Source organism: Quyinboa sediminis, from assembly GCF_042219855.1.
Lineage (GTDB): Bacteria > Bacteroidota > Bacteroidia > Bacteroidales > UBA5342 > JBHJHP01.
This window is the reverse complement of sequence record NZ_JBHJHP010000002.1, coordinates 479,102-501,890: the sequence shown is the minus strand read 5'-3', so window position 1 is coordinate 501,890 and position 22,789 is coordinate 479,102. Positions and strand designations below refer to the sequence as shown.

The 22,789-nt window shown below is 41.3% G+C and carries 15 protein-coding genes; 12 read left to right on the top strand and 3 right to left on the bottom strand.

What is annotated here, in order from left to right:
• The first annotated feature begins 103 nt into the window (after positions 1 to 103).
• The 5 genes from ACE1EF_RS07240 to ACE1EF_RS07220 all read left to right on the top strand — a co-directional run bounded on the left by ACE1EF_RS07240 (position 104) and on the right by ACE1EF_RS07220 (position 5,081).
• Positions 104 to 904, top strand: coding sequence for a cation efflux transmembrane domain-containing protein (locus ACE1EF_RS07240; protein WP_375719966.1), 801 nt, complete (start codon positions 104 to 106; stop codon positions 902 to 904).
• Positions 905 to 1,029: 125 nt separating this feature from the next.
• Complete coding sequence (locus ACE1EF_RS07235; protein ID WP_375719965.1) at positions 1,030 to 1,491, top strand: hypothetical protein; 462 nt, start codon at positions 1,030 to 1,032, stop codon at positions 1,489 to 1,491.
• 26 nt (positions 1,492 to 1,517) lie between these two features.
• Entirely contained in the window at positions 1,518 to 2,510 is a 993-nt protein-coding gene (locus ACE1EF_RS07230) for a Gfo/Idh/MocA family protein (protein WP_375719964.1), read from the top strand.
• A 219-nt stretch (positions 2,511 to 2,729) separates the two neighbouring features.
• The gene (locus ACE1EF_RS07225; protein ID WP_375719963.1) at positions 2,730 to 3,677 is read left to right on the top strand and encodes a bifunctional methionine sulfoxide reductase B/A protein; all 948 of its coding nucleotides are present in this window, start codon (positions 2,730 to 2,732) and stop codon (positions 3,675 to 3,677) included.
• Positions 3,678 to 3,821: 144 nt separating this feature from the next.
• Entirely contained in the window at positions 3,822 to 5,081 is a 1,260-nt protein-coding gene (locus ACE1EF_RS07220) for a spondin domain-containing protein (protein ID WP_375719962.1), read from the top strand.
• An 83-nt stretch (positions 5,082 to 5,164) separates the two neighbouring features.
• Here ACE1EF_RS07220 and ACE1EF_RS07215 read toward each other — a convergent pair whose 3' ends face one another.
• The 3 genes from ACE1EF_RS07215 to ACE1EF_RS07205 form a co-directional block, all read right to left on the bottom strand.
• A complete protein-coding gene (locus ACE1EF_RS07215; protein ID WP_375719961.1) occupies positions 5,165 to 6,160 on the bottom strand; it encodes a glycoside hydrolase family 43 protein in 996 nt (331 codons plus the stop codon).
• Positions 6,161 to 6,478: 318 nt separating this feature from the next.
• On the bottom strand, positions 6,479 to 7,033 hold the full coding sequence (locus tag ACE1EF_RS07210) for a DUF4251 domain-containing protein (protein ID WP_375719960.1): 555 nt from the start codon (positions 7,031 to 7,033) through the stop codon (positions 6,479 to 6,481).
• 118 nt (positions 7,034 to 7,151) lie between these two features.
• Positions 7,152 to 8,129, bottom strand: a complete 978-nt coding sequence (locus ACE1EF_RS07205) for a c-type cytochrome (protein WP_375719959.1) — start codon at positions 8,127 to 8,129, stop codon at positions 7,152 to 7,154.
• A 294-nt stretch (positions 8,130 to 8,423) separates the two neighbouring features.
• Here ACE1EF_RS07205 and ACE1EF_RS07200 point away from each other — a divergent pair, with 294 nt between their 5' ends.
• The 7 genes from ACE1EF_RS07200 to ACE1EF_RS07170 all read left to right on the top strand — a co-directional run bounded on the left by ACE1EF_RS07200 (position 8,424) and on the right by ACE1EF_RS07170 (position 22,785).
• A complete protein-coding gene (locus ACE1EF_RS07200; protein WP_375719958.1) occupies positions 8,424 to 11,303 on the top strand; it encodes a glycoside hydrolase family 2 protein in 2,880 nt (959 codons plus the stop codon).
• A 131-nt stretch (positions 11,304 to 11,434) separates the two neighbouring features.
• A complete protein-coding gene (locus ACE1EF_RS07195) occupies positions 11,435 to 14,212 on the top strand; it encodes a beta-galactosidase (protein ID WP_375719957.1) in 2,778 nt (925 codons plus the stop codon).
• Between the two features lie 9 nt (positions 14,213 to 14,221).
• On the top strand, positions 14,222 to 15,058 hold the full coding sequence (locus tag ACE1EF_RS07190) for an SDR family oxidoreductase (protein ID WP_375719956.1): 837 nt from the start codon (positions 14,222 to 14,224) through the stop codon (positions 15,056 to 15,058).
• A 15-nt stretch (positions 15,059 to 15,073) separates the two neighbouring features.
• Positions 15,074 to 16,273 (top strand): mannonate dehydratase, encoded by a 1,200-nt coding sequence (gene uxuA / locus ACE1EF_RS07185; RefSeq protein ID WP_375719955.1) that lies wholly within the window; start codon positions 15,074 to 15,076, stop codon positions 16,271 to 16,273.
• 369 nt (positions 16,274 to 16,642) lie between these two features.
• Complete coding sequence (locus ACE1EF_RS07180) at positions 16,643 to 19,819, top strand: BspA family leucine-rich repeat surface protein (RefSeq protein ID WP_375719954.1); 3,177 nt, start codon at positions 16,643 to 16,645, stop codon at positions 19,817 to 19,819.
• Positions 19,820 to 19,958: 139 nt separating this feature from the next.
• Entirely contained in the window at positions 19,959 to 20,489 is a 531-nt protein-coding gene (locus ACE1EF_RS07175) for a DUF3124 domain-containing protein (protein WP_375719953.1), read from the top strand.
• 106 nt (positions 20,490 to 20,595) lie between these two features.
• Positions 20,596 to 22,785, top strand: a complete 2,190-nt coding sequence (locus ACE1EF_RS07170) for a glycoside hydrolase family 3 C-terminal domain-containing protein (protein WP_375719952.1) — start codon at positions 20,596 to 20,598, stop codon at positions 22,783 to 22,785.
• Positions 22,786 to 22,789 lie beyond the last annotated feature (4 nt).

Below are 22,789 nucleotides of genomic sequence, written 5' to 3'. Positions count from 1 at the left end.
CTGTTCTACTGATTTTATCCTTTAGGATTTTATTAATGCGCATTGTTATCAACAATTAATCCCGTTTATTCGTTTTAATGCATATGAAAATGCTGGAATGGAAATGGATAAAACGATTTTTCGAATCGATAAAATGGATTGCCCTTCGGAAGAGAGGCTTGTCCGAATGAAACTCGATGGGAACCCGGATATTGAAAATATGGAGTTCAATTTATCCCAAAGGCAATTAACCGTTTACCATAACGGGCATATTCATGCCATTGAAAAAGCATTAAACAGTCTGAATTTGGGTATGAAAAAATTAGCAACAGAACAGATTGCTCCTTCTGATATTGAAGAAGCTGCAAATCAAAGAATTGTACTTTGGGCAGTGCTGGTCATTAATTTTGTTTTCTTCATCATAGAAATATCAACAGGACTTATTTCCAAATCAATGGGATTAGTGGCTGACAGTCTTGATATGCTCGCAGATTCATTTGTGTACGGTTTAAGCCTTTTTGCAGTGGGAGGCACCCTGGTGAGAAAGAAGAATATTGCCAGGCTTGCAGGATATTTTCAGATTCTGCTTGCCGTGCTTGGTTTTATGGAAGTCATCAGGCGTTTTATCGGCAGTGCACATCTCCCTGATTTTACCACGATGATTATCGTGTCTATTTTTGCATTGCTTGCCAATGGAATATGTCTTTATATGCTGCAGAAATCCAATAGTAAGGAAGAAGCTCACATGAAGGCCAGCATGATTTTTACATCCAACGATGTAATCATTAACCTGGGAGTAATTGCAGCGGCCATATTGGTTAAGGTGCTGCAATCCAATAAACCGGACCTCGTTATCGGATCCATCGTATTTATTCTTGTTATGCGTGGAGCGTTCCGGATACTTAAGCTTGGCAGAAAAGATTAGGCAGAAAAAGGAGACCTGTTTGGAATCATGTACACTAACAATAGTATACCTGTTATTCAAGCTATAATTTTTATTTCCCTGTGATTGTTTATAAATTTATCGGTGACTTTAAACAGTAGATGTTTATGAAGATAAATGAACTGCAACCACTTCCGGATTATACTGAAGACGCGAAGATGCGAAAGGCACACCTGCAACTCAACAATCTTATCCTGGCAATAAAAACAAAAGATATACCGGACAGAATCATCAGCATGATTAATGCTGAAACAGATAAGATAAATGCGGTTAAAATTCCCGGTCCTGATTTTCATAAAAAATTACGGGCAGTACAGAACACATTGATTAAACTTATGGAAAAGGAACTAAAGATTGTTCCCAAAAACCATTATCGTAATCAGTGGATGGCACTTGGGATGGCTGCTTTTGGAGTGCCATTAGGCGTAGCATTTGGCGCAAGTCTGAAAAATATGGCTTTTATCGGAATTGGAATACCCATTGGCATGACTATCGGCATGGCGGTTGGTTCTGATATGGATAAAAAAGCTTATAATGAGGGGCGGCAACTTGATATTGAGATTAAATAAGGGATGAATCTTTTACATTAAAAACCATGAATGAGAAGATCAAATTTGTAATTATCGGCAGTGGAAATATTGCCAACACTTATGTTTCTGCGATCCGTAAAATTGAGAAAGCAGAGGTTGTTGCATTTGTGTCACGCCAATCAGAAAAGACTACCGCTTTAGAGAATCTGCCGGTTTTTCATTCCCTCGACAGTGTGAATATTGAATTCCATGCAGTTATAATCTGTACACCAAATGGGTTACATCATATTGGGGCGGTTGAAGCTGCACAGCTAAAGAAGCATATATTATGTGAAAAGCCTATCGATATTTCCACAAAGGCGATAGATGAAATGATATCTGCGTGCCAGCAAAACAATGTGAAGCTGGGTGTTACCTACCAGCGCCGTTATAGTTCTGATAATCCGGTTGTAAAAAAACTGATTGATCAGGGAAAGCTTGGGAAAATTTTCTCCGTTGATCTTTCAGTGAAAAACTACAGGGATGATACCTACTACAACTCCTCTGCATATCGTGGAACATGGGACATTGACGGTGGTGGGCCTTTTATTCAGCAGGCCTCACACTATATAGACCTGTATTACTGGTTTTTTGGCAGACCACAAAAACTGGTGAGCAGCATGGGAACCTTTGTACACAACATTGAGGTAGAAGATCACGGAGCAGTAATTTGTGTTCACCCGGAAGGGATGATAGGCACCATTACGGCCTCAACAGCAACAAAGCCGGGCTTTCCGGCAAAACTGGAAATCTACACCGATAAGGGATTTCTGGTGATGGAGAATGATGTGATAACACGGTGGGAAATTGAAGGAACAGAAAATCCGTCCGTCGTTAAGTCTGCCATGAACCAGCACACCGGATCGGCAACTGCTGTCGTGAATGACACCTCTAATCATGAATTTATTATTCAGGATTTTGTTGATGCAATACGCTTAAATAAAGAACCATTGATAACGGGTGAATCAGCACGTCATGCGACGGAAATCATTCTTGAAATATATAAGAACCGCTTTTGATTGTTAAATAAATTATATATTTTTCATTTTAAGCTGTACAACTATTAACAGGGGTTATTGGTTCTAACTGTTGCACTCCACTTCTCCGCTCTGACTTATTTTCAAAATTGGGAAAAATTTGAAGGCTTTGTGATATTCCTGTGATCTTTGATGATGAATTTTGTAGATGAAAATTATCGCGGAGTAATGCCATTGAATGAACATAAAAAGGAAATGAAAATGAAACGGATCATAAATATGATGGTTCTGGCAGTGATCACCTTCACCGGGTGTGCGCAAACCGGAAAAGATAAGCAGAAAGAAGACAGTCGCTATTTTCGACCGTTAACACGGGCTGAAGAACGCGTGATCGTTAATAAAGGAACCGAGCGTCCCTATACAGGAAAGTATGAAGATTTCTGGCAGGAAGGGGTATATGTTTGTAAACGTTGCGGAGCCGAATTATACAGGTCATCAGATAAGTTTAATGCACAGTGTGGCTGGCCAAGTTTTGATGATGAGATTCCGGGAGCAGTGACACGAACTCCCGATCCGGATGGTATGCGAACAGAGATCACCTGCAGCAATTGTGGTGCACATTTGGGACATGTATTTACCGGTGAAGGTTTTACACCAAAAAATACCCGGCACTGCGTAAATTCCGTTAGTCTGGTTTTTATTCCGTCTCATCCACCCAAAGATGCCACTTCCGATACGGCCATATTTGCCGGTGGTTGTTTCTGGGGTGTGGAATATTATATGGAAAAAGCACCGGGTGTACTTGATGCTGTCGATGGCTATATCGGAGGACATATTAAAAATCCGACTTATGAAGAGGTATGCAGCCATACAACAGGTTTTGCAGAGGCTGTTGAGATCGTTTATGATCCGAAAAAGACGGATTATGAAACACTGGCCAGGCTATTTTTTGAAATTCATGATCCGACACAGATGAATCGTCAGGGCCCCGATATTGGGGATCAGTACAGGTCAGAAATTTTTTACCGGAATATGGATCAGAAAAATACAGCAGAGAAACTCATTGGCATACTGAAAGACAAAGGTTTTAATGTAGTGACCAAATTATCACCGGCTACAACATTCTACAAAGCTGAGGATTATCACCAGGATCATTATGACCGGAAAGGAGGTACGCCTTACTGCCATGGCTATACAAAAAGGTTCTAAAAAGACATTTCTGTAACTGACTCATAATTAAATTCCTGGAAATTACTTTCCGGGAATTTTTTTATGGAAACGTGTAGATTCTGTGACTTTTCTGTGATAGTTTTCCCGGAACTTCGTCGTAGATAAATTTTAAAAATCAGTATTATGAAACTACTACGTTTAACTTTTGGACTTACAATGATCGGATTATTTTTTGTGTCTTGTGAAAAATATAATCAGATTCATGACGGAAAACATTCTCATAAAAAGGCGATGTATACTGTAACCGTTGAAAACGTATTCAATGCCTACAGTTATTTTCAGTCTGGTGTTGTTGCTGTTCCGGAAGGCGCATCAGATCCGGGACCTGCTTTACCGGGGCATTCCTATAAATTTTCGTTTTATGCCGGACCTAAGCATATGTTGTCCTTTGCAACCATGTATGGGTTTTCAAACGATGGATTTTATGCTCCGGATGGTATGGGTATCAATTTGTACAGTGGCGGCAATCCGGTAACCGGTGATATAACCTCCAGTGTCATGCTTTGGGATGCCGGAACCGAAATGAACCAGATGCCGGGTATGAGCAATATGCATGATGGTGCGGATGAAACAGGTACGGTTATGCTCATGTCGGATGTGGGTGATGGTTACGATTACGGTACCGTAGCAACTAACCTGATGGTCACTCTTGAATACAACGGTAACCATATGTTTACGGTGACTATTGATAACATGGGTGGAAGTACAACAGCGATATCACCCGTGGCATGGGTGGTTCACAGCATGGATAATCCCCTGTTTGAAAAAGGAACGGCAGATTATGGTAAAGGACTTGAAGATTTGGCTGAAACAGGAAATGCATCGGTATTAGGTGATTATCTTGCGATGAACAGTGGCTATGTATCTCCGATTGCACCGGGCGTATTTGTGGTACATGATAATAAGGAGATGCCAATATTTACAAACAACACACCGGATTATGGTGAAGGCCTCGAACAACTGGCCGAAATGGGTGATCCTTCCGTAGTTCATACCTCTCTGATGGGTGAAGGTTATCAGACTGGCGTTTATAATACTCCTGATGGTGCTGCTGCTCCGGCACCAATTTTCCCGGGAGAAAAGTATATTTTTTCATTTGAAGCCTATCCCGGACAGCGCCTGAGTATAGCGAGTATGCTTGGTGCCTCAAACGACCTGTTCTTAGGTACGGGAGATACCGGATTCACATTATCATCTTCACCGGGAATGAAAGACATCACGAAATGGTTCAGCTTATGGGATGCAGGAACGGAAGTGAATGAATATCCCGGAACGCAAACGCAGGCCAACACCGTTGAAGGCGGAAACGTGATGATGGTGAATGACGGGTTCCCTTACCCAATGGTGGATGAGATGATAAAAGTGACCATCATGAAAAACTAGAACTATATCGCAGGGGTTTTACCTAAAGTAAAAACAGGAAAATGAAAGAGTCAGCCTTTTTACAGGCTGACTCTATTTATATTTTAAGGTTGATATGGCCCTTTAACCACTAACTTATCACCGGACAGATCCACTTCGAACAGATGCGGAATTCTGACAGTTCGTCCGTTTACTTTTTTATGGCTGTGAACCGACATCAGATCTTTTCCATCCAACGTTTTAAACAACATGCCATGGCCAAAATTAGCCGGTGTTATCGGTTCCTTCTGTTGAATCCATGGTCCATCAAGTGTACCACTTTCTGAATATGCAACGCCCTGCGTATATACATCATAAACCCAGCTGGTCCAGATCATTCCCAGTCGGCCGGTTCCGGTTTTAAAAAGATATGGACCATCCGTAACCTTATTCGGTTTTACGTTTCCATTTTCATCGCGTTCCCTGCTCCAGGGTGAATCACTGGCTCTGAACAGTAGTTTACCTTCTCCTACACTGCCTGACAGATCAGGTTTCAGTTCTATTTTCTCAATTGTACCATCCAAGTTCTGCAACCATTCATAGCAGTAAATCATATATGGTTTTCCGTCCTTATCCACCCAGAATGTGCCATCAAGGGTTGGTTTGTCTGCCGGAAGATAGGTAGGATCATCCATGGGTACATACGGACCATCCGGTGTATCACTGACCAGTATATGGCTGGCTCTTCTGTTTATGACATTGCCACGAACAGTATCGATATTCACGCTTCTGTTGGTAAATGTGGCGAAATAATAATACTTTCCTTTGTACTGATGCAATTCAGCAGCCCAGATCATCGGCCGTGGTCCCATCCAGGAATCGGGATCTGTTTTAGCTACAATATACGGGCCGGTCCATTCTTTCAGATTTTTACTTTTCCAGAGCAGACCACCTGTTCCGGTCATGTAATACATCTGTGTGTTTTGATCTGCCAGAATACATGGATCACTAAGACGGATAGAATCCAACGGGATATTCTCCCTGACTTCAGGTATCCACCGCTGTGCAGAAACCTGAAAGAAGGTTGCTGCGGTTAAAATTAAAGTTAACAGTGTTTTCATGCGCTTTTATAATATAATGTTTGTGCCATGGGGCATGTTTGCTTTTTAAACGGTAAACTCTCAGATTCACGTAATGGAAGAAAAATCAGGGATTTTCAACAATCCTGATGTTAATCCGGCTACTATCGGTAAAGTTAACAAATTCTGTGATGATTAAGGCTGTGGTAGGTGAGCAACAGTAAATTTAGGGTTGGGAACATGCAAAAAACGTCAGCCGCAACAATACGGCTGACGTTCAAATGTTACTAAAATAGCAGGGAAAACAATCCGTTTCCCTCTTTACTTAAAACCAGTTCTCATTCGCTATACTTGTACAGTTTAAATTGACTGTCCTTCAAATACGCCGGAATATTCCAGCGGAACAACATCGCCTTCAAAAGTAAGACGTCCCGGGCGTAATCCCGTAACACTGGCTGTTGATATACCTCCGGCACTTATGCTGAAACTTACATCATAGATGCCTATGCCGGTCATAACATTCATCTGAACAAAAAACGATGCATTTTTAGGATTTTCCTTAACAGACCATTTTGTAATTTTACCTTTAGCGGTGACTCCTCCAACACCATTGGGCCCGAGCCTGTAGTTCGAACCTATCTGTATAACGGCTTCTGTAGAATCCACCATAACAAAATTGATTGAAGAGCTTACCCAGGCACGGTTACCCCATTTATCCATCAGATGATCTGCTTCAAGAACAAAATCCCTGTTGTGGAGCATGTCCCGGGTTTGATTGTATTCTTTTTCAAGCTGAGCCTTTGCCTCGCGTTTTTCTAATTGTTTTTGATCGGCCCTGCTATCCTGACCCATACCGTTTGAGAAAAATATCAATGGCATGAGTGCTAACATCATTATCAAAAATCTCTTTTTCATGACCTTAAGTTTTTTGACAATAATGGCATCAAAATCAGTTCCAAAACTTGTTTTGAAACAACTTAATGGCCTTAAATTCAGAATATTTAGCAGTAGACAACACTAATTAATAATCCGTTTATTCCGGTACAAATTTCGTGACCTTAGCGGATACCGGTTTTACGGTTTGCAAATAGGCAAAAATAGCTTTCAGATCGTACTCATCCATGGTACTGTACATAAGCCACGGCATCTCAGAGTTAAAATCACCGGAGTGAATGTTCTGTGGCGTATACGAACTATCTGCGTAAATTTTAAACCGGGCAACAAAACTTTCTGCAGTCCAGTTGCCTATGCCTGTCTTTTTGTCTGGTGTAATATTGGCAGAATAGACTTTACCTCCGGTGCGCAATGGAAACTCCATGCCACCGGCAAACTGTTTATCCATAATATATTGACCCTTATCCATAGGAGTATGGCAATCGGTACATGAGGCTGCTGTGGTCATGTATTTACCGTAAGCCACGATGTCACTTTTATCAGGGCGACTGGTAAACCCGGGTTTCATGGGGATGGTATGAATAATCAGACTCATGGGAAAATCCGATTCTGATTCCGGAACTTTATTCTCAAGCGGATCAATGGTTCTCAGATATGCTATAACAGAATATATATCCTCTTTATCCAGTTTTGAATAGTTCGGGTAAGGCATAACAGGGAAAAGTGCCTTTCCATCTTTGTTAACACCGCTGGTTATAGCTCTTAAAAGTTCCCCGTCACTCCAGTCAGACAATGCGGCTGGTGTAATATTTTTAGCATAATATTTCCCGGGGAAGCCCATTTCCTGGTTAAATACCTCGCCTCCTTCTCCCTGTGTACCTGGTTTGGGTGGACCCGAAAATGTATTCCAGTCCCTTTGGGAATGACAGTCCATACAAAGCATTACGCTGTTTGCCAGATACTTGCCACGTGCAACACGTTCCGGTGTTATTTCAACTGTTACATTTTCGGGTACAGGTATGTTTGGTAAGGCAAATTTCAGGTATAGGACAAAACCAATAACAACCACGACTATCGCCAGAAAGCCGTAGCCAAGAATTTTTTTAAACTTTTTCATGACATTATATTTTAAGGTTTCCAAACAGAGAGTAATACTTGTAAACAGAGACAGAGGGTAGTAATTCCGGACTTTATTGTGACGTATCAAACGGATAAAGAGTCGCAGGTGAGCCATTGTAAATTTAAGAAAATTAGAAACAGTGAAAAGATATTTCTGAACATACATCGGAAGACTAAAAGCCTTTCCTTTCGGTTGAAAGCATTATGCGGCGGATATAAATTTTAATTTGTAATCCTGTTATTTGTTGGTAGTTTTGTTAGGTTTATCAGTTTATAATTTAACACGTTGCCCATGCGGATTTCTGTGCTTTGTTTTATGGTGATTATCCTTGCATCAGCTTGTTCCAATGCTGTACAACGCATAGATCTTTCGGGTGAATGGCAATTTGCGATGGACGGGAATGATGTAGGACAAAATGAAGAATGGTACACAAAATCATTTGATGAAACGGTTCAGTTGCCCGGATCCATGATGACCAATGATAAAGGTTTTATCCCGGATCTGCATACACCCTGGACGGGTTCTATTTATGACAGCTCGTTCTACTTTAATCCGGATCTGGCAAAATACAGGAAGGAAGGCGATATTAAGTTTCCATTTTGGCTCACACCCAATAAGTATTACAAAGGTGCTGCCTGGTATCGGAAAGAAGTCCGTATTCCTGAGGACTGGCAAGGAAAGCATGTTGTACTTTACCTGGAACGTCCGCACTGGCAAACCACGGTATGGGTTAACGATGGAAAAGCAGGGGAAGAAAACAGCCTGTCAACACCACATGAATTTGATATTACAGCATTCCTTAAAACCGGATTGAATTATATTACAATTGAGGTTGATAACCGAAGTGATAAAGTAAATGTGGGACCCGATTCACATAGTATTTCGGATCATACTCAGGGCAACTGGAATGGCATTGTGGGTAATTTGTATGTGGAAGCGAAGTCTGATGTTTTTATTGATGATGTACAGCTGTATCCTGATGTTGAGAATAAAAGTGTTAAGGCAGTCATTCAGATTAAAAATACAGATGCAAAGGCAGGAGAGGCCATAATTAAACTTCAGGCCGGATTGGTTGATTCGAAGGCAAAGCACCTGCACGAAACTGTCAAAACGGTGCAACTTCAGGGGACAACTCAAACACTGGAACTGGAATACGCAATGGGTGATAATATGAAACTCTGGGATGAATTTACGCCTAATCTGTACCGAATGCATGTTTCTCTTATTACCAAAGATAAAACAGGAGATTATACTGAAAAAACTTTTGGAATGCGGCACATCGGGATCAGGGATGGAAAGATTGTCCTCAATGATCGACCAATATTCCTCCGTGGCACACTGGAATGTGGTGCTTTTCCACTGACCGGTTATCCACCGACCGATGTTGAGTCCTGGAAGAAGATTTTTGAAGTGTGCAAGGAGAGTGGCCTGAATCATGTTCGGTTTCACTCCAATTGCCCACCTGAAGCTGCTTTTACCGCGGCTGATGAAATCGGCATTTATCTTCAGCCTGAAGCCGCAAGCTGGCCAAACCACGGGACAGCACTGGGTAAAGGCCGCCCGATAGATGATTATATCATAAAGGAAACAGATCGCATCATAAAAGCTTATGGAAACCATCCGTCATTTCTTTTATGGGCCTACTGCAATGAACCATACGGGGCATATGTACCGTTTCTGGATAAAGACCTGAAGATTCGTAAAAGGGAAGATAAGCGTAGGATTTACACCGCAGCCTGTATTGGTAAAAGCTGGAGTGTTAATCCGGAAAGTGAATTTATTGTACGTTCTTATCCCCGTGGGTTGCCGTTTAAACAAAGGCCTTCAGCTGATTTTAATTACGACAATCGCATTGCCGATGAAAGCCGACCGTATATTACCCATGAGATGGGACAGTATTGTGTATTTCCTGATTTCTCTGAGATTGATGAGTATACCGGTATCTATAAAGCGAAAAATTTCGAGATGTTCAGGGATATCCTGAGGGATCATCACATGGGCGATCAGGCTGAGGATTTTTTAATGGCTTCAGGGAAGTTACAGGCCTTGTGCTATAAAGCTGAAATTGAAGGTCAGCGGAGATCTGAAACACTTGATGGATACCAGTTGCTGGGCTTAACAGATTTCCCGGGACAGGGATCAGCCATCATTGGTTTGTTAAATGTGTTCTGGCAGGAGAAAGGCTATATTACTAAAGAAGAAATCAGAAGGTTTAATGGTGAAACCGTGCCGCTGGCTCTGTTCGATAAATTTGTGTTTACAAACAATGAAACACTGAATTGTCCGCTTAAGGTCTCACATTACGGGCAATATGATCTTAAAAATGTTAAACCTGAATATACCATCACAACGGCAGATGGAGATACGTTATTAAAAAGCAGTTTCCCTGAAACGAATGTAAAAACCGGGCAACTGAGCTCGATAGGAAAAATTTCGTATTCCCTGAATACAATTATCAGGGCAACACACTGCAGGCTCGAATTCGATGTTGACAATCATAAAAACGCATGGGATTTCTGGGTTTATCCGTCAATACTTCCGGAGGTAAAAAACGATGAGATTTACTATACTTCTACTCTTGATCAGGCAGCGCTGAAAAAGCTTGAAGAAGGAGGTAAGGTTCTGCTTGATGCAAACAGCAAGGTGGAACATGGCAAAGATGTAGTCGCCTACTTTACTCCGGTTTTCTGGAATACGTCATGGTTTAAGATGCGACCACCACATACTACCGGCTTTCTGGTGGAGGATGAACATCCGGTCTTCAGGGATTTCCCAACATCGTATCACAGCGACTATCAGTGGTGGGCGATTGTTTCCGGTCGGCAGGTGATGAATATAGATAGTTTTCCACCGGCTTTCAGACCTATGGTACAACCCATTGACACCTGGTTTTTAAGCCGTCGTCTGGCACAACTGTTCGAAGCCAAAGTGGGAAATGGGAAACTGGTGGTTACAACACTGAATATAGACAAGGACAATGGTCCGGCTTCAGCACAGCTCCGGCAAAGTATTGTTAAGTATATGAATTCAGAGCAGTTTAACCCAAAAGATTACCTGTCCGCAGCTACAGTCTCCGAACTGTTTGAAAAGAAAAATCGACAGAAAGTGGAGATGTATACAAAAGAGAACCCGGACGAGTTACAACCTAACCGTACAAAAAGTAAAAGGTAAGGATGAGGTTAAATCGGGAATAAGGATTTAGAAAGCAATCGTTTATTGCACGATTACCAGATCTGGTAGATTTATGAGGTTGAAAACAATGATGATATTTAGTCTTCTGAAATGCACAATAATCGTATGATATGCAAATAAAATACGTCTTACTTATACTATTGGTAACAGCTTTTGGTGTACCATCTGAAAGCCGTACAATCACCTTTAAAACGTCAGTTTCTGCAACTAAAGATGTTATTCATAATCAGCTTAGGATGGGTGATCCGGGGCCGGAAGGTAAAGCTTTGAAAGTGAATAACCGCTACCTTACGCTGAATGGACAACCCGTTATTCCGGTGATGGGCGAATGCCATTATTCACGTATTCCCAGGAATCAGTGGGAAGATGTGTTACTGAAAATGAAGGCCTGCGGAATTAATATTGTAGCCTCGTATGTAGTATGGATACACCACGAAGAGGTAGAAGGACATTTTGACTGGTCAGGGAATAAGGATCTTAGAGCATTTGCAGAATTGTGCCGGAAACATGATTTATGGTTTTATCCTCGTATAGGGCCCTGGGTACATGCTGAGGTTCGTAATGGTGGCACACCGGACTGGATTCTGACTAATCCTGAAATAAAGGACAGGTCGAATGATGCGGAATACCAGCATTATGCTGAAGGATGGTATAAGCAAATAGGCTTACAGTTAAACGGATTGATGTATAAAGATGGCGGACCGGTGATCGGCGTTCAGCTCGAAAATGAATACAGGCGTGGAAGAGGAGGCGAAGCACACATTTTATGGCTGAAAAATACGGCACGAAAATATGGGTTTGATGTACCTTTGTATACCGTAACAGGCTGGGGCAATGCGTCTGTGCCGGCCTATGAGGTTATTCCCTTGTATGGTGGCTATCCGGATGCACCATGGCAGACAGATCTGAATCGTGGCACATCGTGTGATGAGTTTGAGTTTAAACCCTTCAGGGACAGTGAAACAATAGGGAATGAGGGTGTGCAGGTTAAGAAGCCTTATGTGGATAACAACGCATATCCGTATTTTACCTGTGAAGTAGGCGTGGGTATCATGAACACGGATCACCGGCGTTTATTCATCAATTCAAAAGACGGACCTGGGATTATCATGTCTAAGATAGGTTCAGGTAGTAATCTGCCCGGCTATTACATGTTTGCCGGTGGAACCAATCCCCATGGAATTCTGACGACACTGGAAGAGAACAAAGAAGAGACCGGATACTGGAACACCAATCCGGTAGTATCTTACGATTTTCAGGCAGCTATCCGCGAATCGGGTCAGCTTAATAGATCCTATTTTGAGGTCAAAAAACTGCATTATTTTTTAAATGAATTTGGTGACAGGCTGGCACCCATGGAACCTGTGTTTCCTTTTGAACCGGATGAACTGAATTGCGCTCTCAGAACAGATCAATCATCGGCTTTTCTGTTTGTATCCAATTACTGCAGACACAATAAATCAGGAGAAAAGAAAAATATTCAGTTTTCGGCTGAACTGCATAACGAAACCGTTACGTTTCCATCAAAAAATACAAATATTCCCGATAGTGCCATGTTTATCTGGCCGGTAAATTTTAAGATGGGTGTGATAACCCTGCGCTATGCCACAGTTCAACCCATGTGCAGGGTGAATAATACCTGGATATTTTTTGAAACTCCTGGAGTTGATCCTGAACTGTGCTTTGATGCAGAGGGCATTAGTGAAATCAAACTTCATAACAACCCGGTAGAGAAAACGGGAGGAAATTATGTAGTAAAAGGAATAAAACCCGGATTATCTGCCAGGGTTAGTATTACCGGAGACGATGGTTCCGAAATAAATGTGATTGTTTTGGATAAAAAAGAGGCTTTGAATGGATGGCTTCTTAGGGCAAAAGAGGAGAAACATTTTTTTGTTTCTGATGCGGGACTGTATTTGAATCAGGAAAAGCTTAAAGCATTCAGTACATCAGCAGCATTTGATATTTATCAGCTTACTGAAAATGGTTCTTTTAACGTACAAAGTTTCAATGTCCCGGTTCAGGCTGTTAAAGTGGGCGTTCATGAGACAAAACCACTGGATAGTGCAAAATGGTTGATCAGCAGTGAAGGTCAACCCCCGACCGGTAAAAGCAAACTGATGCACCGTTTTTTCCTGAAAGAGTTTATGCTGAATAACGCTTCGGATATAAAAAGCGCAACATTAACAATATATGTCCAGGGAACAAGTCATGTTCAGGTTAATTCCAGATGGATAAACAGTAATATTAAAGCAAACAGACTGAACACTATAGATATGACCGGATATGTGCAAAAAGGGGAAAACAAATTGTTGCTTGAGTTCCCATACCAATCCAGTCAGCAGATGTTTGCTGCGAAGCTGGAGGTAAATTATTTTAATAGGGACCGTGAAACAATTTATTCTGATCAAAGCTGGTTGGCAAACGATAATTACAGGTATCCATCATTTTTGACAGATTACAACGGATTCAAAGCTCCGAAAATCATTGAAGGTCAGCGGCCTGAATACGTCTGTGATATAACCGGGATAACATATGCCCTGATGTTCCCCGATGATTATCCTGAAGGGTTGAACAACCTTTATCTTGAGATTGATTATACCGGTAATAAGGCCAGAGTGTATCACGATGGACGTTTGATTGCTGATGATTTCTACAATGGAACAACATGGTCAACAGGAATAAACCGTCTGGGCTTCTATCCTGCCGGTCAAATACTGACACTGGAAATCGATCCTTTAAAAGATGCTACAAGGGTTTATTTTGATATACAGGGTGCAGCTGAAAAGGCCAAAGAGGCCAATGTGGAAAGCGTTCGATTAATTCCCGAGTATAAAATGACATTTGAAATTAAAAATGATCGTTTAATTCGGGACCGCATAAAATGATTTGTATTTTTGAAAACAAAAAAACAGAATATGGAACCAACCAATTTTAGCATTGAAGGTAAAGTGGCTGTTGTTACCGGTGGCGCAGGCGTTTTAGGCAGCAGTATTGCTGAAAGTTTACTCCTGAAGGGCGTTAAAGTAGCCTTAGTGGACATCAGAGAAGATATATTGAATGATAAAATAACGCAACTGGAACAAGCAGGTACAGTAAAAGGTTTTGCATGCAATATTCTTGATGAAGCCTCTGTGAAAGCTGTCAGAAAAGACGTAATGGATCAGTTTGGTCGAATAGATATTCTGCTGAACATTGCAGGAGGTAACATGCCGGGAGCCACGCTGACTGAAGATCAGACCTTTTTTGACATGAAGATGGAAGATTTCAAAAAAGTGACGGATCTGAATCTCAACGGGACCGTTTTGCCCAGTATGATTTTTGGTGAGGAAATGGCAAAAAGTGGCAGTGGCAGCATCATTAATATCTCATCTATGGCTACATATTCTGCCATTACACGGGTTCCGGGTTACTCGGTTGCCAAAACAGGGATCAATATTTTCACCCAATGGCTGGCCATGGAAATGGCGATGAAATTTGGAGATAAGATCCGTGTAAATGCTGTTGCACCAGGCTTTTTCATTGGTGATCAGAACCGCGCAGTATTAATTAATCCTGATGGATCGTTAACCGAAAGAAGTAAAAAAGTGATCGCTAAAACACCCATGAAACGCTTTGGTGATATTACGGAGCTAAATGGCTTGGTTCAGTTTTTATGTTCAGATGAAGCCAGCTTTATTACAGGTGCAATCATTCCTGTAGATGGTGGATTCAGTGCTTACAGTGGCGTTTGATAAAAATACAGAGGTATGGCTTTAGAGAAAACATGGCGATGGTTTGGGGTAAATGACCCGGTTACACTGGCTGAACTCAGGCAGATAGGTGTTGAAGGTATTGTAACGGCATTGCACCATATTCCGAATGGTGAGGTCTGGCCGGTAGAGGTCATAAGGGAAGTAAAGTCACTCATTGAATCACATGGAATGCGCTGGAGTGTGGTCGAAAGTCTGCCTGTTTCTGATGGCATCAAAATAAAATCGGAACATTATGATCTCCTGATCGCCAATTATAAACAATCCATCCGAAATCTTGCGGAATGTGGCATAGACCGGGTTGTTTATAATTTTATGCCTGTTCTGGACTGGGCACGAACCGATCTTTCATACACTTTATCCAATGGTGCTGAGTCACTGTATTTCGATTTTGCTCTGTTTGTGGCGTTTGATGTTTTTATCATTGAGCGGCCGGGTGCAGAAAACGATTATCCGGAAGAAGTGGTTAAGGCCGCACGTGAAAAGTACGCGGATTTAAGTAATGAAGATAAAACGCAGTTAGCACATAATATTATCGTTGTTACCCAGGCATTTATTGATGGTGCAGTTGGTGAATCGGAGCAGGATTATATCAAAGCATTTCTGAATTATATTGCTAAATACAAGCGGATCAGTAAGGAAGATTACAGGCAGCACCTGGCTGACTTTCTGAATGAAGTTGTTCCAGTTGCAGAAGAATGTGGTGTGAAACTGGCTATCCATCCCGATGATCCGCCATTTCCTATTCTTGGGTTACCGCGCATTGTCAGCTCACAGGATGACCTGGAATGGATATGTGCTGCGGTTGATTCGCCATCAAACGGTATTACGTTTTGTACGGGCTCACTATCGGTCAGAACCAATAATGACATGGTATCCATTATTAAGTCTTTGGGGTCGAGAATCCATTTTGCCCATTTGAGAAACAACAATGTTTCGGATAATGGCAACTTTTACGAATCCGGACATCTTGAAGGTCGTATCGATATGTATGCGGTTCTTAAATCATTGCTCGAAGAACAGAACAAGAGACGCGACAAAGGCCAAAATCCGGTATTGCCATTCAGGCCTGACCACGGATTAAAACTGCTTGATGATTTTACCCGTAAAGCGAATCCAGGCTATCCTCTTATTGGTCGTTTAAAGGGTATGGCTGAGATTGACGGTCTGCAGCGTGGAATAGAGAGGAGTCTGTAAAGCCACTTTAGCATACAGGTGCTTCAAAAGGTTCCGGATTTGTTTCTACCAAACTTTCGGACCTACGGCCCTCAATTTCTGAAGTTTTATTGATCGCACCCCTATTTTTTGTATAAACGTACATTGAGGAATTCTAGATGTGCTCCGTAGGAGTGCCTGTATGGTAGAAATAGTGTCATGATAAAAACCAGAGCCCGGTAAGGGCGAAAGAGTTCAAGACTAAATTCTAATCATTTCGTCGCAATGTTTTCTATTGGATTTTACGTTAAAAACGCGTACTTTTAATCTGTTTTGTTGAATGGTATTTATGGCTTTTTTTGTTATTGGATCTAAACGATAGAAACAACATTTAAAAATAAACCGCTTAATATGAAAAAATTACTAACATTCCTGTTCTTGGCAGTATTTCCTTCGATTTTATTCGCACAAATGACCTTAAGTGTTAACACAAACCTACGAGGTTATAACGACATTGGTTTTGACCTTGAATTATCGGACAGCATCAGAATAGATTGGGGGGATGGAAACGTGGATACGGTAAAAAATTTGAATATAGTCCGGCATTCTTATATGGCCCCACGGGAGTATAAAATAAATGTAAGCGGTAGGTTGAATAGACTAAAATTGAGGGACAGCCTGCGTTTTCAGATTGATTCAGTTTTGAGTTTTGGAGATCTTGGATTAACAACTTTGAGCCATGCCTTTGAAGATGATTCAAATCTGGTTTTTATACCAGATTCAATCCCTGAAACAGTCAAGGATCTTAGTTACATGTTTGCCGGAGATACAGCTTTTAACCAGAATATCTCAACATGGAAGGTAGATAGCATCACCCTGATGAAAGGAATGTTCGCAGGTGCTGAGAATTTTAATCAGGACCTGAGTTCATGGAATATATCCAGAGTAACCGATATGACCGATATGTTCAATAGTTGTAAATTGAGTACGGAAAATTATACGGTGATGCTTGTAGCGTGGTCTGAATTATCACTTCAGAACAGTGTTGTGTTTAATGCAGGAAATTCATTGTTTGACAGCAAAGGTGATACAGCCAGACAAATAATTATCGATAATTATGGGTGGACAGTGAGTGACGGCGGACTGGAGGATATGGATTCAGATGGTTTGAGTGACAATTATGACAACTGCCCTGAAACAAATAATCCGGACCAGGCCGATCTGGATGGAGATGGTAAGGGTGACGTATGTGATGACAGCGACGAAGATGGGATCATTGATGCAGAAGATAACTGCCCGTATACATTTAATCCCAAACAAATTGATATGGATAATGATGGTATCGGGGATGTCTGTGATGATGATTTATCAAGCCTTCTGGTGATGCATATTAATACCATTGACAGATTTAATGGATTTACATTTATCTTAGGTTTAACTGACAGCGTAATAATTGACTGGGGTGATGGAATTCTTGATACTGTTGTCAGTGAAGATCTAAAAACACATACCTATTCAGTAGATGGAATATATACCATAAAAGTTACAGGGGTAATGGATACCCTGAATTTTAATATCAGAGCACTTTCCCCACTGGATTCTGTAAGTAGTTTCGGCAATTTGGGTTTAAAATCTTTAAATCATACATTTTATGCCGCGTTCAATTTACTATCAGTTCCAGACAATTTGCCTGAAACTGTTGAAGATCTGAGTTATACCTTTCTCAATGCTTACAATTTTAATGGGGACATCAGTTCCTGGAACGTTGAAAATGTAACTAATATGGAAGGTATGTTTAAAAACGCGAATAATTTCAATCAGGATATTAGAAACTGGGATGTAAGTAGAGTCAGGAATATGAGTTACATGTTCAATGGGGCTGAAAATTTTAATCAGCAAATAGGGCAATGGGACGTATCAAATGTAGAGGATATGTCATATATGTTTTCAGCCATAGGTTCATTTAATCAAAACCTGGAAGCATGGGACGTCAACCATGTTACAAATATGGAAAGGATGTTTTATAAAGCAAGAAATTTTAATAGCAATATAAGTGGTTGGGACGTAGGGAGTGTTACAAATATGGCCTGGATGTTCATGGGAGCAATTTCCTTTAATCAGGATATCGCATCATGGAATGTGGGTAATGTGACCAACATGGAATTAATGTTTGAACGAGCTGATAGTTTCAATCAGGACTTGAGTACATGGGATGTTTCCTCTGTAAAAAATATGTCTCAGATGTTCAGAAGAGCTCCATTATTTAACCAGAATATAGGTTTATGGAACGTTAGTAATGTGACTGATATGTCTTCCATGTTTCAGGAAACTACATCTTTCGATCAGGATTTGGGATCCTGGAATGTTTCCAATGTAGAAGATATGACTGATATGTTTAAAAGTATTGCACTCAGTACAGAAAATTATAATTCACTTTTAACTGGTTGGTCAAACCTACAACTTCAACAAAATGTCATTTTAAATGCTGGAGAATCCCGTTTTAGTGATTCTGAGGCGAGGGATGCAAGACAGAATATCATTGATAACTTTAACTGGACCATATACGATGGTAATTTTGGAGAAAATGATACGGATGGTGATGGTGTAGATGACAGTTATGACAATTGTTTGGGGTACTATAATCCCGGGCAGGCAGACATTGACTGTGACTGGATTGGAGACGATTGCGATGATGACTTGTCGGCGATGATGATTTTCAGGATCAATACGGAATTGGGAAGCCTTGACAGTATCGGTTTTGATATGGAAATGGGCGACAGTGTTTGGGTAGATTGGGGAGATCAGGCTGTAGAAATATTTATTAACAGGGATGCCTATCATACATATGCTACGGATGGAGAATATACGATAAGAATGTCCTTAAGTTTGAACGCACTGACCTTGTCTCAAAACTTAAAAGAAGTACTGATTGGTATTGATAATTTTGGACTGCTCGGAGTAACATCTTTCAGTAATGCTTTAAAAGGAGCCACCAACCTTTCAGAAATACCGCACGATATACCGGAATCAGTGTCAATAACCAGCGCCATGTTTTCAGATCTTTCAACCGTTAGTTTTGATATTTCAGACTGGGATGTGTCTAATGTAACCGACATGTCAAATATGTTTGCAGGCAGCAGATTAAATACAGAGAAATACACCAGACTTTTAATTAACTGGTCAACACAGAACTTAAAGAATGATGTTGTGTTTGATGCTGGCTATTCAACGTATACAAAGGAAGCTGCATCATCCCGGCAATATATCATCGATCATTTTAACTGGACGATCATGGATGGTGGTTTGGAAACCGGAACCAATATTAATACGGAGATTAATGATAATGGAATCTCAATATTTCCAAATCCTGTCAATGAACGGTTTACTATTGAACTAACAAACGAGGATATCCATAGCTTCGATGTTCAGATATTTGATGTTTTGGGGCATTGTATTTATCAGTCAACGATTGACGGAAACAGAACGGAGGTGGATATGAATAAATTTGACTCCGGGGAACTGTTTTATGTAAGAGTGGTAAGTGCTCAGAATAACTTATTTTTTAATATGAAAATTCTGAAAAAGTAATTCGGAAAATAAAAACAGAAGCAATGAATATATCGTGGGGTTCAATAAAAGTGAATCCCGGCTGATCAAATTTTGTAAGGCTATTTTACCACTGTTCTGGTTCAAAAAAAATCAGTATTTTAGATAAAAATTGAGAACCATGAAAACTTTAATGTGGAGTTTTGCCTTGCTGCTGGTATTTTCGTCTTGTTCTTTGGATAGACAGACGAAAATTAAGAAACGTAGCCATCCCAGTCATATTTACAATTTTGTTGATATTACACATCAAAAACTTGGCTACAAGGAAACGGATTATGTGCCCGTGTATTCTGACATTTATCACAAAGATGGTTCGGAAAGGTTTTTATTGACCACCACACTTAGCATCCGAAACACTTCGTTCACAGATTCGGCTTACATTGTTTCTGCAGTATATAACGATTCTTATGGGAAAAAACTGGCCGAATACATTGATTCAACTATTCTTCTTTCACCACTGGAATCTATCGAATTTGTGGTCGGCGAAAAAGAGTCTCAGGGAGGTGCCGGAGCCCATTTTTTGGTTGACTGGACAGCCAGGGATAATTCGGATCAACTGCTGATTCAGACTGTTATGATTGGTTCTTATGGACAACAGGGGATATCGTTTACGGCCGATGCCAAAATAATTAAAAGCGCATACACGAAATAAATGAAATTGTCAGGTCACATGGGACTTAGTCATTATTTTTGTGTTTTCTCATTCCCCAAATATTCCCTATTTTTAACCCTTAAGTATGTTTTAACCTTATAATATCATGAATAAAGTCCTTATGTTCTGCCTGCTGATGTTAAGCAGTGCAGGTTTTGCACAGAATCTTTCCAACGATTTTCCCTGGTTTGATGGTTCAAAATCCTTTGATGAAAGGATAGATCTTTTGTTGCAGGAAATGACGCTGGAAGAGAAATCCAGCCAGCTGCTGAACGCCAGTCCGGCTATAGAACGCCTGGGTATATTTCAATATAACTGGTGGAGTGAGGCACTTCATGGTGTGGCCCGATCCGGACGCGCCACGGTATTCCCTCAGGCCATTGGTCTGGCTGCAACCTTCGATCCGGATTTGGAATACCGCATCGGTGATGCCATTTCGGATGAAGCCAGGGCCATCAATAACGATCTGGTTGCTTCAGGAAAACCCTACATACAATATATGGGGCTTTCATTCTGGAGCCCGAATGTAAATATATTCCGTGATCCCAGATGGGGCCGTGGTCAGGAGACCTTTGGAGAAGATCCATTCTTATCCGGTAGCATGGGCGCCGCTTTTATCAAAGGGATGCAGGGCGATGATCCAAAGTATTTGAAGACTGCTGCCTGTGCCAAACATTTTGCGGTCCATAGCGGACCCGAAGCGGACCGCCACCATTTTGATGCCGTGGTGAGTGATAAGGATCTGTACGAAACCTATCTTCCTGCCTTTAAAATGTGTGTGGATGCAGGCGTGGAAGCCGTGATGTGTGCCTATAACCGTACCAACCATCTGCCATGCTGTGGCAGCAATCCGCTCTTGGTTGATATTTTAAGAAATCAGTGGGGCTTTAACGGCCATATTGTGAGTGATTGTGGTGCTATTGCCAATTTTCACAGAACTCATCATGTTACTGAAACGGCAGAGCAGTCTGCTGCTATGGCCATAAAGAGTGGTGTGGATATCAATTGCGGTAGTACCTACCATGCACTTGTAAAAGCCGTAAATGACGTACTGATCTCGGAAATTGATATCAATAACCGCTTAAGGGAAGTGCTGCGTACACGGTTCGAACTCGGACTTTTTGATCCTCCGGCAGATAATCCGTATACAAAAATACCGGTATCCGTCATTAACAGTCAAGAGAACAGGGCACTGGCCCGGGAAGCAGCACTTAAATCGGTTGTCTTGTTGCAGAATAAGAACAATACACTGCCATTAAAAAAGGATCTGAACTTTGTGTATATCGGAGGTCCGTTTGCAGGGGATATTCATTCCCTTATTGGTAACTACCACGGGTTAAGTGATAACATGGTAACGCTTGTGGAGGGTGTGGTTTCGAAAACATCACCTTCAACACGTGTGGGTTACCGGGCCGGCACATTAGCGGCCACTGAGAATAAGAATCCCATAGACTGGTACAGCGGACAGGCAGGAGAGGCGGATGTCACCATTGTGGGTATGGGATTAACCATGTTAATAGAAGGCGAGGAAGGTGAAGCCATTGCATCGGAGTTTAAAGGGGACAATCTGAGCATGAAATTACCTGAAGCACAGATGAAGTATCTACGAAAGATAGCTCAACGCAAAGGCAATAAGAAGCTTGTCGTGGTGTTGTTTGCAGGAAGCCCTTTGGATCTGACAGAAATAAGTGATCTTGCTGATGCCATTGTTTATGCCTGGTATCCAGGTGAAGAAGGTGGAAACGCCGTGGCGGATATCATATTTGGCGATGCATCACCATCGGGCAAATTACCGATCACCTTTCCAAAATCTTTGGATCAACTGCCTCCCTATGATGATTATAACATGGAGAACCGGACCTATAAATACATGAAAGCGGAGCCTATGTATCCGTTTGGGTTCGGTCTGACTTACGGAGATATAGAGCTTGGTGAACTTGCTGTTGAGAAAACAGGAAAAGGAAAATCCAAACAACTGACTATAAGTGTACCGGTTCAGAACAATGGTAAGGTCCGAACAGACGAAGTGATACAGCTGTATATCACTCTACCGGATGCCAAGGTAAAAGTGCCACAGGCAGATCTTAAGGCCTTTCAACGGATTACGCTTGATCCGGAATCAAAACAGAATCTGAGTTTTAGGCTGACGCCGGCAGAGATATCATACATCAACGATAAAGGTGAAACGGTAAATTATAAGGGGAAAGTGAAAATTATGGTGGGTAATGCCTCACCCGGAGAACGAAGTGCAGAACTGGGAGCCTCGGTAAGGGAAGTTGTGGTTGATTATAAATAACCTG

What these genes read in the sequence shown, in the direction of transcription:
- ACE1EF_RS07240 (WP_375719966.1), top strand. Translation starts at nt 104, where the DNA reads ATGGATAAAACGATTTTTCGAATCGATAAAATGGATTGCCCTTCGGAA.
- ACE1EF_RS07235 (WP_375719965.1), top strand. Translation starts at nt 1,030, where the DNA reads ATGAAGATAAATGAACTGCAACCACTTCCGGATTATACTGAAGACGCG.
- ACE1EF_RS07230 (WP_375719964.1), top strand. Translation starts at nt 1,518, where the DNA reads ATGAATGAGAAGATCAAATTTGTAATTATCGGCAGTGGAAATATTGCC.
- ACE1EF_RS07225 (WP_375719963.1), top strand. Translation starts at nt 2,730, where the DNA reads ATGAAACGGATCATAAATATGATGGTTCTGGCAGTGATCACCTTCACC.
- ACE1EF_RS07220 (WP_375719962.1), top strand. Translation starts at nt 3,822, where the DNA reads ATGAAACTACTACGTTTAACTTTTGGACTTACAATGATCGGATTATTT.
- ACE1EF_RS07215 (WP_375719961.1), bottom strand. Translation starts at nt 6,160, where the DNA reads ATGAAAACACTGTTAACTTTAATTTTAACCGCAGCAACCTTCTTTCAG.
- ACE1EF_RS07210 (WP_375719960.1), bottom strand. Translation starts at nt 7,033, where the DNA reads ATGAAAAAGAGATTTTTGATAATGATGTTAGCACTCATGCCATTGATA.
- ACE1EF_RS07205 (WP_375719959.1), bottom strand. Translation starts at nt 8,129, where the DNA reads ATGAAAAAGTTTAAAAAAATTCTTGGCTACGGCTTTCTGGCGATAGTC.
- ACE1EF_RS07200 (WP_375719958.1), top strand. Translation starts at nt 8,424, where the DNA reads ATGCGGATTTCTGTGCTTTGTTTTATGGTGATTATCCTTGCATCAGCT.
- ACE1EF_RS07195 (WP_375719957.1), top strand. Translation starts at nt 11,435, where the DNA reads ATGCAAATAAAATACGTCTTACTTATACTATTGGTAACAGCTTTTGGT.
- uxuA (WP_375719955.1), top strand. Translation starts at nt 15,074, where the DNA reads ATGGCTTTAGAGAAAACATGGCGATGGTTTGGGGTAAATGACCCGGTT.
- ACE1EF_RS07180 (WP_375719954.1), top strand. Translation starts at nt 16,643, where the DNA reads ATGAAAAAATTACTAACATTCCTGTTCTTGGCAGTATTTCCTTCGATT.
- ACE1EF_RS07175 (WP_375719953.1), top strand. Translation starts at nt 19,959, where the DNA reads ATGAAAACTTTAATGTGGAGTTTTGCCTTGCTGCTGGTATTTTCGTCT.
- ACE1EF_RS07170 (WP_375719952.1), top strand. Translation starts at nt 20,596, where the DNA reads ATGAATAAAGTCCTTATGTTCTGCCTGCTGATGTTAAGCAGTGCAGGT.